12 protein-coding genes are annotated in these 15,373 nt (G+C 61.3%); 3 read left to right on the plus strand and 9 right to left on the minus strand.

From position 1 onward, the window contains the following. Window positions 1-196 precede the first annotated feature (196 nt). The 9 genes from PVW51_RS08540 to PVW51_RS08580 form a co-directional block, all read right to left on the minus strand. Window positions 197-994: an SDR family NAD(P)-dependent oxidoreductase gene (locus PVW51_RS08540; RefSeq protein ID WP_274574546.1), complete on the minus strand. Its 798-nt coding sequence runs from the start codon at window positions 992-994 to the stop codon at window positions 197-199. Continuing rightward, window positions 991-1,941: a phosphotransferase enzyme family protein gene (locus tag PVW51_RS08545; RefSeq protein ID WP_274574547.1), complete on the minus strand. Its 951-nt coding sequence runs from the start codon at window positions 1,939-1,941 to the stop codon at window positions 991-993. Before PVW51_RS08545 ends, PVW51_RS08540 begins: the two co-directional genes overlap by 4 nt. Beyond that, window positions 1,938-3,227 carry an aspartate aminotransferase family protein gene (locus tag PVW51_RS08550; RefSeq protein WP_274574548.1) on the minus strand — a complete coding sequence of 430 codons (1,290 nt, stop codon included), beginning with the start codon at window positions 3,225-3,227 and terminating at the stop codon, window positions 1,938-1,940. Before PVW51_RS08550 ends, PVW51_RS08545 begins: the two co-directional genes overlap by 4 nt. 130 nt (window positions 3,228-3,357) lie before the next feature. Then, window positions 3,358-4,842 carry an aldehyde dehydrogenase gene (locus tag PVW51_RS08555; RefSeq protein WP_274574549.1) on the minus strand — a complete coding sequence of 495 codons (1,485 nt, stop codon included), beginning with the start codon at window positions 4,840-4,842 and terminating at the stop codon, window positions 3,358-3,360. A 5-nt stretch (window positions 4,843-4,847) separates the two neighbouring features. After that, window positions 4,848-6,374 carry a tripartite tricarboxylate transporter permease gene (locus PVW51_RS08560; RefSeq protein WP_274574550.1) on the minus strand — a complete coding sequence of 509 codons (1,527 nt, stop codon included), beginning with the start codon at window positions 6,372-6,374 and terminating at the stop codon, window positions 4,848-4,850. A gap of 7 nt (window positions 6,375-6,381) precedes the next feature. Further along, window positions 6,382-6,921: a tripartite tricarboxylate transporter TctB family protein gene (locus PVW51_RS08565; RefSeq protein WP_269360584.1), complete on the minus strand. Its 540-nt coding sequence runs from the start codon at window positions 6,919-6,921 to the stop codon at window positions 6,382-6,384. 63 nt (window positions 6,922-6,984) lie between these two features. Further along, window positions 6,985-7,920: a tripartite tricarboxylate transporter substrate binding protein gene (locus PVW51_RS08570; protein ID WP_269360583.1), complete on the minus strand. Its 936-nt coding sequence runs from the start codon at window positions 7,918-7,920 to the stop codon at window positions 6,985-6,987. Between the two features lie 80 nt (window positions 7,921-8,000). Beyond that, window positions 8,001-9,239: a Tm-1-like ATP-binding domain-containing protein gene (locus PVW51_RS08575; RefSeq protein ID WP_274574552.1), complete on the minus strand. Its 1,239-nt coding sequence runs from the start codon at window positions 9,237-9,239 to the stop codon at window positions 8,001-8,003. Between the two features lie 27 nt (window positions 9,240-9,266). Beyond that, on the minus strand, window positions 9,267-11,729 hold the full coding sequence (locus tag PVW51_RS08580) for an FAD-dependent oxidoreductase (RefSeq protein WP_274574553.1): 2,463 nt from the start codon (window positions 11,727-11,729) through the stop codon (window positions 9,267-9,269). 247 nt (window positions 11,730-11,976) lie between these two features. Between PVW51_RS08580 and PVW51_RS08585 the strand changes: the two genes are divergently transcribed. From PVW51_RS08585 to PVW51_RS08595, 3 genes are all read left to right on the plus strand, one after another. Continuing rightward, window positions 11,977-12,759 (plus strand): IclR family transcriptional regulator, encoded by a 783-nt coding sequence (locus PVW51_RS08585; protein ID WP_274574554.1) that lies wholly within the window; start codon window positions 11,977-11,979, stop codon window positions 12,757-12,759. Between the two features lie 318 nt (window positions 12,760-13,077). After that, window positions 13,078-13,866 (plus strand): IclR family transcriptional regulator, encoded by a 789-nt coding sequence (locus PVW51_RS08590; RefSeq protein WP_274574555.1) that lies wholly within the window; start codon window positions 13,078-13,080, stop codon window positions 13,864-13,866. A gap of 144 nt (window positions 13,867-14,010) precedes the next feature. Further along, the gene (locus PVW51_RS08595; protein ID WP_274574556.1) at window positions 14,011-15,366 is read left to right on the plus strand and encodes an aspartate aminotransferase family protein; all 1,356 of its coding nucleotides are present in this window, start codon (window positions 14,011-14,013) and stop codon (window positions 15,364-15,366) included. The last annotated feature ends 7 nt before the right edge of the window (window positions 15,367-15,373 follow it).

Genomic DNA, 15,373 nt, shown 5'->3' on the forward strand with positions numbered 1-15,373 from the left:
GCTCTGCCGGCAGGCGGGCCCCTTGCCGGGTGCGCCCTGCTCTGACTGCCGGAGACATCCCGTCAAAACGGGCCTCAGCCAGGGGTCAGAGCCGCATCGCCCCTGCGACAGCCCTGCGCTGGCGCAGAAGGGCGACACGGTAAAGGGTGATGCCACCGGCGACGATCTTGCGCTTGCGGCCCCTGGCCCGCAGACCTTACGCCGGGTCGGAGAAAGACAGCGTCGGCACGTCCACCGCTGTGGCACCGCCATCAACGGTCAGCACCGCGCCGGTGATCATCGCGGCCTCTTCCGAACAAAGGAAGGCAACCGCGGCGGCGATGTCCTCGCCGGTGGCGGGGCGGCCAAGCGGGACGTCGCGGGTAACCAGGGCATAGGCCTCTTCAATTCCGCCAAGGTCGCGACGCTCGACCAGTTCGCGCATCTCCATGTCGGCCATTTCGGTGCGCACCCAGCCCGGACAGATCGCGTTGCAGCGCACGCCTTTCCCGCCGAAATCACGCGCAATCGATCTGGTCAGGCCAATCAGCCCGTGTTTCATCGTGACATAGCCACAGGACTCGGGTGCCGCTGCCAGCGCGGCAATCGAGGCCATCATCAGCACGTTACCACGGGTTTCGATCAATGCAGGCATCGCGGCCCGTGCTGTGACCAGGGCGGTGTTGAGATTGGCCTCGACCGAAGCGCCCCAGTCTTCGTCCGAGATCTCTGTCAAGGTCCCGTAGCCGAAGCCGCCGGCATTGCAGACCACCGCGTGCAACGCGCCAAAGCGGTCGCGCGCGAGACTCACAAGGCTTTCCATATGCGCGCGCGAGGCGGCGTCACCCGCCACGGCCACGCCGCCGCAGCTTTCCGCGACACGCTCTATCGGTTCGGCACGGCGGCCGGTCAGAATGACATTGGCGCCTTCGGCAGCAAGCCGCCTGGCCGATGCCGCGCCGATCCCGGTGCCAGCGCCGGTCACGATGACGGTCTTTCCGGTGTAACGGTTCATCTGGTTGCTCCTTGTTCAGACAGGTAGGCCCGGGCCAGCGCCCGCGCATGGGTGACAAACCGGGTGTTGCGCGCCCCGGAGCCGTCTTCGTTCATGCGGGTGATGATCCAGCCGACATAGGTTGCGGCGCGCAGAACAACGAAGAGATCCAGCGCCGCAAGATCGAGATCGCGGACCGACAGATAGCCTTCGATCAGCGCGGCCTTGAGACCGTCGTAGTTCGGTTCGTTCTGGTTGCGGATCAGCGTCGTCGCGATGTCGAACAGTCTGTAGCCAAAACCGCCGTCGTCAAAGTCGATCAGCTGCAGCCTGTCGCCATCGACCATGATGTTTTCCCGCACGAGATCGGCATGGATCAGGCCGAAATCCAGCTTGTCGCCAATCTGTGCCAACCGGTCGCGGGCGGTGTCGCGCAGCCGCAGGAACAGCAACCGGTCCGCGTCAGAGAGCGTGGGATTGTCCCAGAACCTGTCCCAGACAGGTGTCTCTCCGACCAGACCCGCGCGGTCCCAGCTTTGGCGGGTGAAGCCTTCCGGCCGGGACCAGCTGTCAGAGACCTCATGCAAGCGCGCCATTTCGCGGCCGATGTTGCGGAACAGCGTGAGGCCGTCCTTGACCTGAAGGGCAACCCCGGTCTTGCCGACAGGGGCGCCGGGCAGCCATGTCAGAACGTCAACGGCATGTGCGCCAACCATGTGCAGCAACGCGCCGGAGGCCGAGGGCACCGGCCTGGGCACATGCAGCCCGCCGCGATCCAGCGCCGCCATCCACATCAGTTCAGAGCGCAACTCCGCCTCGGTGCGGTAGCCCGGGCGGCGCAGCCTCAGGGCATAGGTGCGATCTGCGTGATCGACGCGGAACACCTGGTTCTCGCGTGCTGCGACCAGCGACCAGGAAGCCCCTGCGAACCCCCAGAGCGCCAGCGCCTGTTCGACAATGGCGTTCATGGTTGCAATGGCGTGCTGGACAGGACCTCATCCAGCGTTTCGATCAGCAGATCGACATGTTCGGTCGAAAACGGCAGGGGTGGCCGGATCTTCAGCGTATTCTTGTGCCGCCCCAGCTTGGACAGGATGATGCCACGGTGGCGCAGCGCGTTGATCACCTGATCGGTAAAGGCGCTGGCCGGGGCCTTGGTGTCGCGGTTCAGCACCATCTCTGCGCCAAAGACCAGACCCGAGCCGCGCACGTCACCGATGCAAAGGTGCTTGTCTTGCAAGGCTTCAAGGCGACCGCGGGCATAGGCTCCGACGGTCCTGGAATTGGCCAGCAACTGCTTGTCCTCGATCTCTTCCAGCACCGCCATGGCCGCGGCACAGGATACCGGGTTGCCGCCGAAGGTGTTGAAGTAGCGATAGCCGCCCCGGAAGGTTTTCAGGATCTCTGCCCGCGTCACCACACCGCCGACCGGGTGGCCGTTGCCCATCGGCTTGCCCAGTGTCATCACATCGGGCACCACGCCCATCTTCTGATGCGCCCACATATGGGTGCCGGTGCGCGCGAAACCTGATTGCACCTCGTCGCAGATCAGCAGCCCGCCGGCCTTGCGCACGACGTCGGCGACTGGTTTCAGCCAGCCATCGGGATGATCGGGGAACCCTTCGTTCAGGAAATAGGGGCAGATGACCAGCGCGGCAAAGCCGATGCCGCTTTTCTCGTGTTCCGCGATCTGCTCCGCCACAGAAATTGCAAAGATCGTGCCGTCGGGATCGGGATTGCGATAGCTGTCAGGAGCCTCGACAAAGCGGAAATACTGGCCAAGGCCAAAGCCGACCGTGGGCCGGTTCGACTGGCTGAGCTGGCTGACCAGCGCAGTATTGCCGTGATAGGTGGCATCCGTCGCGATGATGCCGCGTTTGCCGGTCATGCCCTCGGCCATGCGCAGGGCGATGTCGTTCGCCTCGGACCCGGTGCAGGTCAGGATGGCGCTGTCGAGTGCGGCGTCCATTGTGCCGGTCAGCTTCTCGACGTAATCGAGAATGCCGTCATGCAGATAGCGTGTATGTGTGTTCAGGGTTCCTGCCTGTGCGCAGATCGCCTCGACCACGCGGGGGTTGCAATGGCCCACCACCGGCACGTTGTTGTAGCAGTCCAGATACTTGCGGCCCTCGGCATCCCAGAGCCAGACGCCTTCGCCTTTCACCAGATGCAGCGGGTCATCATAGAAGGTCGAGACATTGGGGCCAAGCAAGCGGGCCCGGTCGGCAAGCAACCTTGGGGTATCGCGTTTCATTCTGGTCCTCTCCTGACGGTCACGGACGGGCAGCGCGCCGTGTGCGCGCATGGCTTTCGGATGGGTTCAGCATGTCGCCGGTACTGCGTTCAGGCCGGCCGCATGCGCGCGCGGATTGCGGTGGTATTGGTCATAGCGCAATCCATGCGGTTTTTAGGTCCATGTATTTTTCCATCGCGTGCAATGACTTGTCGTGCCCGTTGCCGGATTGCTTGTGCCCGCCCAGCGGGACGGTCAGATCGGAACCGCCGTAGGTGTTCACGTGAATGACGCCGGAGCGGATGCGGCCGATCATCCGGTGCGCCCGCGACAGGTTTGATGTCCAGACCCCGGCGGCAAGGCCGAAGTCGGTGCCGTTGGCGAGGCGGATCGCCTCGTCCTCGTCCCTGAAGGTCGTGACGGCAAGCACCGGTCCGAAAACCTCATTGCAAAACAGATGGTCCGTCGGTTTGACGCCGGAGATGATCGTCGGCTGCATGTAGAAGCCGCCGGTGTCTTGCAGGATTTGTGCGCCGCCGGTGCGGCGCTCGGCGCCCTCGGCCTCGGCACGGGCAACAAAACCGAGGTTGGCCCGCAGCTGCACATCCGAATGCACCGCGCCGATCTGGCTGTTGAGGTCCAGCGGATCGCCCACCACGAAGGCCTCGGCATGTTGCGTCAGGGCCTGCACGAAATCTTCCGCGATGTCTTCCTGCACCAGCAGCCGCGACCCGGCCACGCAGACCTGGCCGGAGTTCCGGAAGATGCCCCCTGCCGAGGTTGCCGCAGCGGCGGCCAGATCGGGCGCGTCATTGAAGACGATGTTAGGGGATTTGCCGCCCAGTTCCAGGTAGCAGCGTTTGAGGTTCGAGCGTGCCGAATATTCCAGCAACCGCCGCCCGGTGCCGCCGGAGCCGGTGAAGACCAGCACGTCGACATCCATGCTCAGCGCTAGCGCCTCTCCGGCGGTGGCACCCCGGCCGGTGACGACGTTGAACACGCCGTCGGGCAGGCCGGCCTCGCTGGCAAGTTCGGCGATCCTGAGCAAGGTCAAGGACGCGGTTTCCCCCGGTTTCAGCACCAGCGAATTGCCCGCAGCAAGCGCCGGGGCAATTTTCCAGCTGCCGATCATCAGTGGGAAGTTCCAGGGGACAATCGCCCCGACCACCCCGACCGGGCCGTGATGAACCAGCCCCAGGACATTGTCCGCTGTGGGCGCGATCTGGCCATAGATCTTGTCGATGGCCTCTCCATAGTAGCGGAAGGTGTTGGCCGCCGACAGCGCCTCGGCCTTGAAAGCCATGCCGATCTCTGTCCCGTTGTCCCGCACGCCCAGCACCGCAAGCTCCAGTGCGCGGGCCTCGATCAGGTCTGCCAGGCGCAACAGAACCTTCTTGCGCGCGGCAGGGGCCATCCGCGACCAGCGGCCATCCTCGAACGCCTCGCGGGCGCTGCCGACGGCCCGCGCGACATCGGCTGCGCTGCCGTCGGCGATCTGCGTCAGGACGCTGCCGTCGATCGGCGAGATGACATCCAATGTCCCGCCCTCGGCAGCAGGCACGCTGCGGCCGCCAATGAAATGTCCCTGCAGGGGAACATCTGTTGCGCGGAGTTTGTCAATTGACGCTTGATCCATCGGGTTCAACCTTGCTGGCTAGAGTGTTCGTGATCAGGGCCGATCGGGTCGGGGCCGTGCTTTGCCTTGTGCTCGCGGATCAATGTGCGCAGGTGCAGGATCAGCACCAACAGGATCATGACAAAGAGGATCGCCGCAATTGGCCGGCTGACAAAATCCAGCGGTGTCTTCACGGCGGCCATCGCGGTGCGCAATTTGACCTCCATGATGCCGCCCAGCACGATGCCAAGGATGATCGGCACGATCGGGAGGTTGAGCCGCTTCAGAATCAGGCCGAAGACGCCGAACCCCATCGCGATGACGCAATCGGTGGCAGAGTTGCGCAGCGAATAGACCCCGATGAAGGACAGCGTCAGGATCATCATGCCCAGAAACCGGGTCGGAATCTGCATGATCCGCAACAGCAGATTGGTCGAAAACAGCAGGAAGACCAGGACGATCACGTTCAGAAGGATCAGCGCCATATAAAGCGCCATGACGAAATCGAGCTGATCGGCAAACAATTGCGGCCCGGGGATGACGTTGTGGACATAGAACACCGTCAGCATCATCGCGGTCAGTGCCTCACCCGGAATGCCAAGGGCAAGCAGGGGGATCATCGCCGCCGCAGGCACCGCGTTGTTGGCCGCTTCCGAGGCGACGAGCCCCTCTGGCGACCCCTTGCCGAACAATTCAGGGGTTTTCGAGGATTTCTGCGCATAGGTGTAGGACAGGAATTGCGCCGTGAATTCACCGACGCCGGGGATCATGCCCATCAGCACGCCCAAGGACGACGACACCGTCGCGATGCGCTTGATGCCCAGAAGTTCCTTGAAACCGGACATCATGCTGCCGCTGACGGCGGCTTTTTCCGGCGTGTGGTCGCGTTCGATCAGCAACAGAAAGGCCTGACTGATGGCAAAGAGGCCCAGCACCACCACGATCAGATCGAAACCGGAGGCCAGCCATGACTGATCGAAGGTATATCGCTTTGTGTATTTGACCGGCTCCAGCCCGACGGTGTTCAGAAAGATGCCCAGAAAGGCCAGCATCCCCGCGGCAAAGGTCTGCCCCCGGTGCGCCACGACGACCAGCAAAATGCCGAGAAACGCCGCCAGAAAGATCTCCCTGCTGCCGAAATGCGGGGCAATCCATGCCAGGAGTGGTGACAGGACAATCAGACAGAGGATGGAAAAGACACCGCCAAAGAACGACGCGGTATAGGCGAGGGAGACCGCCCGGTGACCTTCGCCGCGCTTGGTCATCGGGTAGCCGTCATATGTGGTCAGCGCGTTGACGGGCGTGCCGGGCGTATTGATCAGAATGGCGGGAATGGCGCCCCCGTACATCGAACTGCCATAGATGCCGAGCAACAATGTCAGACCGACGATGGGTTCAAAGGAAAAGGTGGCAGGCAGAAGGATGGCGATGGCAATCGCGGGGCCGACCCCGGGCAGGGCGCCGATGACAACTCCGCCGATCGAGCCGATCAGCAGGGCGACCATGACGTCCCAGTGGGCGAGGATTGCGAGGCCTGAAATCAAGGTGTCCATATCGGCCTCACAGATAGATCATTGCAAAGGAGCGGATGCCGTCCGGGAGATATTGGTAGATCTCTCCAGCCGGGATCTTTACCTGCAGAAAACCGCGGAAGATCAACGCGGTGACAACGCCGAACAGGACGGCGGAGAGGATGAATTTCCACCCTCTGAACCCCGCGCGTATTGTCAGGAAAAGGGTGAAGACAATCGTCGATGGCAGGTAACCAAGCTGCGGCACCAGCACCACGTAGATGAAGAAATACAGGACATATTCTGCGGCCCGCAGCCAGAACAGGACTTCGGTCCATCGCCCCGCAATGCGCGGCGAGACGAGCGAGCCGAGCAGGTGGAACGCGCCAAAGACAAACATGCCCACGACCCCGATGCCCGGCCAGAGTGCAGGCTGGCTATACCACTTTGTCCGTTTTGCGATGACTGTCTGTTCTCCGAGTTGCGAGAGCAGAAAAGCTGCAAAAGCCAGAAACAGGACCGCAAAGACAAGGTCTCCGGGGCGCCGATACCGTTGGAACAAGTCTTGGAACATCTTCAGCTTGGCCATGAGAGTGCTTTCTTGCTTGGAGCGGACGGACCGGGAGGGGCTGACCCCCCCGGCCGCATCGGGTTAGTTGTCGAGCAATTGCTGGATCTCGGTGTTGACCTCGATGTCCTGCGCAATCTGGTCGGAGGCCTGTGCCGCATCTTTCCAGTAGATCAGCGCCCCGGTGTCCTGGGCCAGCTTCTTGGCGGCGTCGGTTTCCAGCGCGGCCTTTGCCGCGGCCTCGATCTTGTCGGCGGCCTCTTGCGGGGTGCCTTTGGGCAGGAACAGACCGTTCCACAGTGACAGGGTCAGGCCAGGAACCAGTTCCGCAATTGTCGGCGTATCGGGTGTCACGGGTGTGCGGGCTTCGCCGATGCTGGCGAGAATCTTGAGATCGTCGATGCACGGCAGCAGCGTCTGAAGTGTCGCGTTGACGATATCGACGTCCCCGGAGGCAAGAACGTTGCAATCCAGCAGGTCAAAAGCCGCTTCCGAAGTGAAATCCCAGCCACTTTTCTGAGCGCCGGCAAAGGTCACCTGAGTTGGTGCGAGAAAGCTGCCGTAATGTCCCAGAGAGACATCGTTTGTTTTTGCATATTCCGAGAGTTCTTCCCAGGTGTCGTAGGGCTGGCTGGCCAGGGTCGCGACCACAAAGGGATAGGTCAGGAAAATGCCCACCGGGTCGAATGGGTTCGGGTCGAGTTCCGGAATGCCGATGGTGGGGCCAACAACAGGAACGTCGATGACGAAGGAACCGACAGTATAGCCGTCCGGTTTGGCACCGGCCACTTCAACAGCACCAGGGAAAGGGCCGCCACCGCCGCCGGGTTTGTTCACGACCGCGGCGGGAACGCCGTACATTTCCTGGAATTTGTCGGCGATCATCCGGGTCAGGACGTCTTCGAGATCTCCGGGAGGGAACGGGACAATGAATTCGACCGGCTTTTCAGGATATTCGGCAAAAGCCGCGGTTGCGCTCAGCACAAGGGCCAGCGCGGTATGTGTTATCATCTTGTTCATGGTTTTCTCCTTGGTGTTAGACTTCAGTTTTGTCAGTCCAGACTGGAATTGGCTGGACCGGGGCTTTTTAACGGGGCTTTTTAAGGTGCACGCGGCACGATGCCGTCGCTGACCCATTGATCGAAAATATTCAGGGCGATTGCCGAGAATTCCGTGTCGTTGATATGGGCCTCGGTTTCGGTCACCGCGACAGAGTCGGCTGCAGTCTCGCGCAGCTCTGACACGAAGGCGGCCAATCCTTCGGGATCGTGGCAGTCACCGCCGGGGCGGTCCCATTCCTCGATCCCGCCACGGGGAATGATCAGATGGGTCGGTGCGGCACTTTCCCCCAGACGCTTGTTAAGCTCGCGCGCGATCTCGCGGCGCTCTTCCTGATTGTAGAAGGTATTCTTGACCAGCTTGTTGTGCATATGAATAGGCCGGTCCGCGAAACGTTCGGGAATGTCCTGCCAACCGGCAAAGTCGATCAGGTCCATGCAGCCGGGCGCGACAAGTTGCGGAATGCCTGCGCGGCCAGCAGCCCGGTGCCTGTCGCGCCCGGCATTCACCACCGATCCCGCAAGAAGGTTGCCAAGCTCGGACCCTGCGAAGTCGAAGACGCAGACAAAGGCCTTTTGTGCGGCGAGCTGTTCAAATGCCATGCCGCCCATACCCATGGCGTGAAAGACCGCGACCTCATAGCCGCGCTCTTCCAGTGCGGGTTTCAGCTGTTTGATATATTTCAGGCAGGAGGTGCCAAGAGAGGTGACGCCGATCAGGGGGCGTTCGACCTGGACCGGCTCCGCCGCGCGGGCCGCGCCGAGTACCGCCCCCGCCGCCTGCGCCAGCGATGCGCGGCAGATCGCGTTCATGCCGTATAGCCCGCCAGCCCAGAGGATCATCTGGATGTCCGGTGACAGGCGTTCAGCCGGAATGAGCGCCGAGAAGGAGACCGTCGAGACAACGTATTTTGGCATCCCGAGCGGGAGTGCCTGACAGACATCCAGTGCAAGGTCGGTTCCCATCGTGCCACCCAGGATGATCACGCCGTCGATCTGACCCGCATCGACCAGCCGCCGGGCCAGAACCTGCGCGCCGGCAGACATGATGTTCATCGCCACATGTTCATTGCCGCTTTCGATCGCGGCTTCGATGGAGCTGTCCCCGGCCTCGGCAACCTGGTGTTTGGAGATGTCTGTCGGCGTCTCGGGATTGCCAAGCACGCTGACATCCATGGTCAGGATGGCGCCGTCAAGACTGCGAATCTTTTCCGCAATAAACTCAAGCTCGCTGTTCTTTGTGTCGTATGTTCCGATGACCAGTATTGTTTTGTCGGTCACGTCGTTTCTCCCTGTTGCTGGCGGACCTCAGCTGCGCATGATGGCGCCTGTCCGATCGTAGTAAGGCGCGAGCTGCACGCGCAATGGATACATTTTCCCGGCGATCTGAACCTCGAAACCGCCCTCGTCGATCCAGGCCTTCGTCACCCCGTCGTCTTGATGCAGGCTTGCCAGGCCCACCATCGCCTCAAGCCGGAACCCCCAATCCCCTGATGTCACATGGCCCACGAGGTGACCCTCGCGCCAGATCGGTTCATTGTGGATCAGGTAGGGACCGGATGTGGCATCGACGCCCTCGACGATACATGACAGGGTGCGGGACCTTTGCGCAGGCCCGTTTGCCTGCTGTTCGGCCAGGACATCCTTGCCCAGAAACGCATCGTCCTTGTTCAGGTCGACGGCAAAGCCAAGGCCCGCTTCATAAGGCGTACCCCCCTCGCCGATATCCTGGCCGAAGTGGCGGAACCCTTTCTCAAGACGGCAGGAGTTCATCGCGAACATCCCCATATGGCGGAGCCCGAGCGGCCGGCCAGCCGCCATCAGAGCGTCATAGACATGGAGGGTGAATTCGGTCGGAAGCAGCAACTCATAGCCCAGCTCGCCCAGGAAAGAGCGCCGGATCGCCCAGCCGCGGGCATAGGCGATGTCAATCTCGCGGGCCGCGCCAAAGGGGAAAGCCTCGTTTGACAGGTCGTCCCCCGTGAGGGAGGCAAGAATCTCGCGCGATTTCGGGCCGTGCAGGGTGATCAGACCATAGGCCGAGGTCGCGTCGAAAATCTCGAACCGCCAGGCCGGATCGGCATGATCACGGATCCAGGCAGGATCGCGGGTCTGGCTGGGATGGCCGGTGATCACCATGAAACATTCAGGCGCTATCCGGGTCACGGTGACGTCGGCCTCGATGCCGCCGCGGGTGTTCAGGAACTGGGTATAGACCGAGGTGCCGGTGGGCACGTCCATCTGGGCACCGCAGACCCGGTTCAGCGCATGCACCGCATCCGGCCCCTGCACCTGGATCTTGGCATACATTGACTGGTCGATCAGCACCGCCGCATCCCGCGCGGCCAGGCATTCTTCCTGTACCAGCGGGGACCAGTCCTTCCACCACAGGTTCGGCTCTTCGTTCCAGCCTTTCTTTTCGGGGTCGAAATACATGGGTATTTCCCAGCCGATACGCTCGGCAAAGGTGGCACCTGCACTGGCCAGCCGATCATGCAGCGGAACCTTCCGGATCCCGCGCGCCGAGTGGACCTGCCGACCGGCCCAGGAGACGCCATAATGGAAGCCCACCGCTTCTGCTGCCCGGTCGCGGTTGTATCTGGTGTTCGACTGGAACGGATGGGCACGCCGCGCCAGCATCGGCCCCATGCCGCGCGAGGGCGCGCCATCAATCATCCACTCCGCCATGGTCAGCCCGACGCCACCGGAATTCAGGATGCCGTTGGAGTTCATGCCGGTTGCAAGATAAAGCCCCCTGACCTCGGCGGTCGGGCCCAGATAGGGGCGGCCGTCCGGCGTGAAGCTTTCCGGCCCGTTAAAGAAGGTCTGGATGCCCATTTCGGACAGGGCCGGCATGCGCTCGAACATCTTTTCAAGGTTGGCCTCGACATGCTCCGTGTCGAAGGGCAGTTCGTCGAATTCGAAATCCTCCGGAATACCGTCCACGCCGTAGGGCTTGCCCTTCTGCTCAAAGGCGCCGATCAGCAGTTTGCCGGTGTCTTCCTTCCAGTAGGTGCGCTCTTCGGCGATGTTCAGGATCGGCTGGGTCTTTGGCAGCCCCGCGACCGGCTCGGTCACGATGTAGAAATGCTCGGCGGCGTGCAGCGGTACTGTCACGCCCACGGCCTTGGCGAAAAGGTGGCTCCACATGCCGCCCGCCAGCAGCACCTTGTTCGTTGCGATCACGCCCTTGTCTGTTTCCACGCCGACCACCTTGCCGTCGCGCAGGATCAGATCGGTAACCTTGGTGTTCTCGAATATCTGCGCACCGTGCATCCGCGCGCCCTTGCTCAGCGCCACGGTCACATCCAGCGGATTCACCTGGCCGTTGGAGGGTACGAAGAAGGAGGATTTCACGTCATCGGTCCGGATCAGGGGCCATTTCTCGTTCAGTTCCTCGACCGACAGCAGATAGGATTCGATGCCCATACGGGCTGCGTGGTCGTGGCTGCGCAGCAATTGTTCGTGACGCACTGCCCCCAGGGCCAGATTGATGGTGCCGTTGGGCTTGTAGCCGGTCGCCTGGCCGGTCTCTTCTTCCAGCTCGCGGAACAGGCGGGCGGTGTATTTGCCCAGCTCGGTCTGGGCGGTGCTGTCACGCAGCTGTCCGACGATGCCCGCTGCGTGCCATGTTGTGCCGCTGGCCAGTTTGCGCCGCTCGATCAGCACCGCCGGAACGCCCCGCTTTGCCAGATGATACAGCGTCGACACACCGATAATGCCGCCACCTATGATAACAACCGGGGCGTTTTCCGGGATGTTACTGATCATGCAATTCAGGCCTTCCACCCCGGTACGGACGCGAGGTTCAGAAATTTCAATGTCCACCCCGGGTAAGATCGGAATCGGCTCTCGGGGCAATTTCACGACAGCATGACGCCATGGGTTTCCTACTCAAAAGGAAAAGCACCTTTGGTGCGAATAACGCACCTCCATGGTATTTTGGTGGCCTATTGCCGCGCGCAGGCGCTAGGTTCCGAGGGAGATGCCGGTTGGTCAGCAAATTCTGGGAGGCGCAATGTCAACGGTCGACAAGGCAATGGAACTCCTGCGTCAGTTTTCCCTGGAGCGGCTGGAGATCGGCTTGAATGAACTTGCACGGATGACAGGCGAAGACAAAGCTGTCGTCCGCAGGCTGCTGATATCATTGACGAACAGCGGTTTCATTGAGCAGAATCCCGAAAATCGAAAATACTTTCTCGGCTCGGGTTTTCTCGCGTTGGCGCGTCTTCGCGAGGCCACTGTGCCGATGATCAAGGCCACCCAGATCGTCTCTGAGTGGCTGTGCAAGAAGACCAGTGAAACGGTTCATGTCGGCATACCCGGGACCTCCGGTATGTCGACCGTGGCCTACAACCTGCCGTATCGCGGCAATGTCATCAATTTGCGGCCTGCTGACAGATATCCATTCCATTCCTCGGCATCCGGCCTGGCCTACATGTCGTTTTGCACCGCGGAAACGCAAAGACGTCTGCTTGCACTTCCGCGCGAAAGGCTGACGCGTTTTACGGTGACCGATCACGATGAACTTCTAAAGGTGATCTCGGCAACAAAGGCGCGCGGCTATGCCTATTCCCGCAATGCTGTTGAAGTGGGCGTCGCAAGCGTTGCGATGCCGTTCTTTGTCGATGCGGCGGATCCGGCCGGCACAATCGCCATTGCGGTCCCGGATATGAACCTCACTGCCGATCACCGGGCGAAACTTGTGAAAAACATGCAAATCGCAGTCAGAAAGCTGGAATTCGCGCTGACCGGCACGTCTTCTGTCCAGGTGCCGGAACATACGGACCAGGCAGGATAGCGGGACGCCCGGCAGAATGATCTGCCTTTGTGATGACCCAACCGCTGGCAAAGCGCGTGTTTCTTCCATCTGGTAGTAACGCCTCTGCTGAAGAGCGTCAGATACCTTCGGTATATCACCGGCTGCGCTGTCAGGGTCGCGGCTCCCGTCAAAGCTAGCGTCGTCACATCACGTCCTGCCAGGCTGCTCTCGCAGTGTTTCACTATTCTCTACAGCGTTTCAAAAGATATTGCGGTTTCATTTCTTTTCTGTCAAAACCCACGCATGAGGATGGAAAATATGGCTGTTGCACCCCCGGAGAAGACCAGGAACGCGTCCATGAAGACGATAGACAAAGCAATGAATTTGCTTGATTTCTTTGTCCCGGACACCCCCGAATGGGGATTGACTGACCTGTCTCGCGCCGCCGGGATGGACAAGGTCACCGCCATGCGCATTCTCAATTCTCTGGCGACGAAGGGGATCGTCGAACAGCACCCCCAGACGCGCAAGTACCGGCTGGGAACTGCCGTGCTGCGGCTGGCGCGCATTCGTGAAGCCTCCTTTCCGGTTGTCGCGCTCTTGCAGCCGATTCTTGAAGAACTTTCCGACCAGGCCGGGGAAACGGCACATGCCTCCCTCGCCCATGGCGCGTCCCTGACAACCATCGCGATTGCAGAGCCGCGCATCGCGACCCGCGCGTTTGTCGACCCGTCGCAGCCGCTTCCGCTTCATGCCACGGCCTCGGGTCTGGTGTATCTTGCACATGTGGATGCCGCGACCTTTCAGGATTTCGTCGGTCGCATTGACCTGCACCGCTATACTGCAAATACGCTGAGCACTGCGGCGCAGCTGGAATCCCAACTGAGCCTGATCCGGGAAAAGGGCCATGCGATTGCGGTCGGGAGCTATCAGGACGATGTCATTGGCATCGCCGCCCCCATCTTTGACTGGCACGGCAATGTCACGGCAACACTGGCCGCCGCCTGCGTCGCAAGCCGAATGACGGACGAGAACCTGGCCCAGATCGTCGAATGTGTCCTTGCCGCTTCGGTCAGGGCAACAAGTGCCATGGGCGGCGATCCATCCAGAATTTCCACTGCCAGGGCCAGGGAGGTTGCATCTTGAAACCCAAGAAACCCGTCCCGGATTTTGCCGATGTCATCTCTGGTACGCTTTTTGAGACACATGCGCTCAGCGAAGCAGCGCCTGGCTTGCGGCCCGGCCCTTTGAACTGGTTGACCCTTCCGCTTGCCATAATGGAGCCCCGCTATGATTAAGACCAACTTCCTGAAAGAAAACAACGCACGCCACCTGTGGCACCCGATGACCCACCCCGCTGACAGTCTTGCCAACCCGCCGGATATCATCGTAGGCGGATCGGGCGTGGAGATCACCGACGTTGACGGGCACAAGACGGTCGATGCGGTTGGCGGGCTTTGGAACGTGAACCTCGGCTATTCCTGCGCCCCGGTGAAACAGGCGATTGCCGACCAGCTTGAAAAGCTCCCCTACTACTCGATCTTTCGCGGCACCTCCAACGATGCCGCGATCGAGTTGAGCTATATGCTCAAGGAGTTCTTCGCTGCCGATGGGGTGACCCGCGCCTTTTTTACCTCGGGCGGATCGGATTCCGTCGAGGTGTCCCTGCGGCTGGCGCGGCAATACCATAAGATCCGCGGCGAGGCCGGGCGGGTGAAATTTCTCAGCCTGAAGAAGGGCTATCACGGCACGCATACTTTCGGGGCGTCGGTCAATGGCAACGCCAATTTCCGTACCCAGTACGAACCCTTGATGCCGGGGTGCTTCCATATTCCGGCCCCCTACACCTATCGCAACCCCTTCAATGAAACGGACCCCGAAAGGCTTTCCCAGCTTTGCCTTGCGGCGCTTGAGGATGAGATCAAGTTTCAGGGGGCCGAAACCATCGCCGGTTTCATCATGGAGCCCATCCTGGGGGCCGGCGGCGTGATCCCGCCCCATGAAAGTTTCATGCCCGGCGTGCGCTCGCTTTGCGACAAACATGGCATTCTGTTGATTGCAGATGAGGTGATCACGGCCTTCGGGCGGACCGGCAGCTGGTCCGGCTCGCGTCATTGGGGCGTGCAACCGGATATGATGTGCACGGCCAAAGCGATCACCAACGGCTATTTTCCCTTTGGGGCGGTGATGATTTCAGACCGGGTTGCCGAAGTGTTCGAGACCGACACCAGCGGCAAGGGCGCCGTCGCCTCGGGCTATACCTATTCGGGCCATCCGGTGGGCGCGGCGGCTGCGATTGCCTGCCTGAAGGAAACCGAACGCCTTCAGGTCAAGGACAATGCGGCTGCACGGGGGGCGCAGATGTGGGATGGCCTGAAGCTGCTGCAACAGAAGTACGACATGATCGGCGACATCCGCGGTGGCCATGGCCTGATGTCTGCGCTCGAACTCGTTTCGGATCGCGCGACCAAGACGCCGGTGGACAAGAAAACCATCGGAACGGTGCACCGCGTCACCTATGAAAACGGCACGATGATCCGGGTTTCCGGAAACAACATCATCCTGTCGCCGCCTCTGATCCTGACCCAGCGCGATGTCGAGACGATCCTTGCATCGCTCGACGCAGGCTTTGCTGCCGTCGCCTGATGGTTGT

This window comes from Sulfitobacter sp. PR48 (assembly GCF_028807335.1).
Taxonomy (GTDB): domain Bacteria; phylum Pseudomonadota; class Alphaproteobacteria; order Rhodobacterales; family Rhodobacteraceae; genus Sulfitobacter.

Excerpts from the sequence above, each read along its gene's own strand:
- PVW51_RS08540 (WP_274574546.1), bottom strand. The coding sequence starts at position 994 with ATGAACCGTTACACCGGAAAGACCGTCATCGTGACCGGCGCTGGCACC.
- PVW51_RS08545 (WP_274574547.1), bottom strand. The coding sequence starts at position 1,941 with ATGAACGCCATTGTCGAACAGGCGCTGGCGCTCTGGGGGTTCGCAGGG.
- PVW51_RS08550 (WP_274574548.1), bottom strand. The coding sequence starts at position 3,227 with ATGAAACGCGATACCCCAAGGTTGCTTGCCGACCGGGCCCGCTTGCTT.
- PVW51_RS08555 (WP_274574549.1), bottom strand. The coding sequence starts at position 4,842 with ATGGATCAAGCGTCAATTGACAAACTCCGCGCAACAGATGTTCCCCTG.
- PVW51_RS08560 (WP_274574550.1), bottom strand. The coding sequence starts at position 6,374 with ATGGACACCTTGATTTCAGGCCTCGCAATCCTCGCCCACTGGGACGTC.
- PVW51_RS08565 (WP_269360584.1), bottom strand. The coding sequence starts at position 6,921 with ATGGCCAAGCTGAAGATGTTCCAAGACTTGTTCCAACGGTATCGGCGC.
- PVW51_RS08570 (WP_269360583.1), bottom strand. The coding sequence starts at position 7,920 with ATGAACAAGATGATAACACATACCGCGCTGGCCCTTGTGCTGAGCGCA.
- PVW51_RS08580 (WP_274574553.1), bottom strand. The coding sequence starts at position 11,729 with ATGATCAGTAACATCCCGGAAAACGCCCCGGTTGTTATCATAGGTGGC.
- PVW51_RS08585 (WP_274574554.1), top strand. The coding sequence starts at position 11,977 with ATGTCAACGGTCGACAAGGCAATGGAACTCCTGCGTCAGTTTTCCCTG.
- PVW51_RS08590 (WP_274574555.1), top strand. The coding sequence starts at position 13,078 with ATGAAGACGATAGACAAAGCAATGAATTTGCTTGATTTCTTTGTCCCG.
- PVW51_RS08595 (WP_274574556.1), top strand. The coding sequence starts at position 14,011 with ATGATTAAGACCAACTTCCTGAAAGAAAACAACGCACGCCACCTGTGG.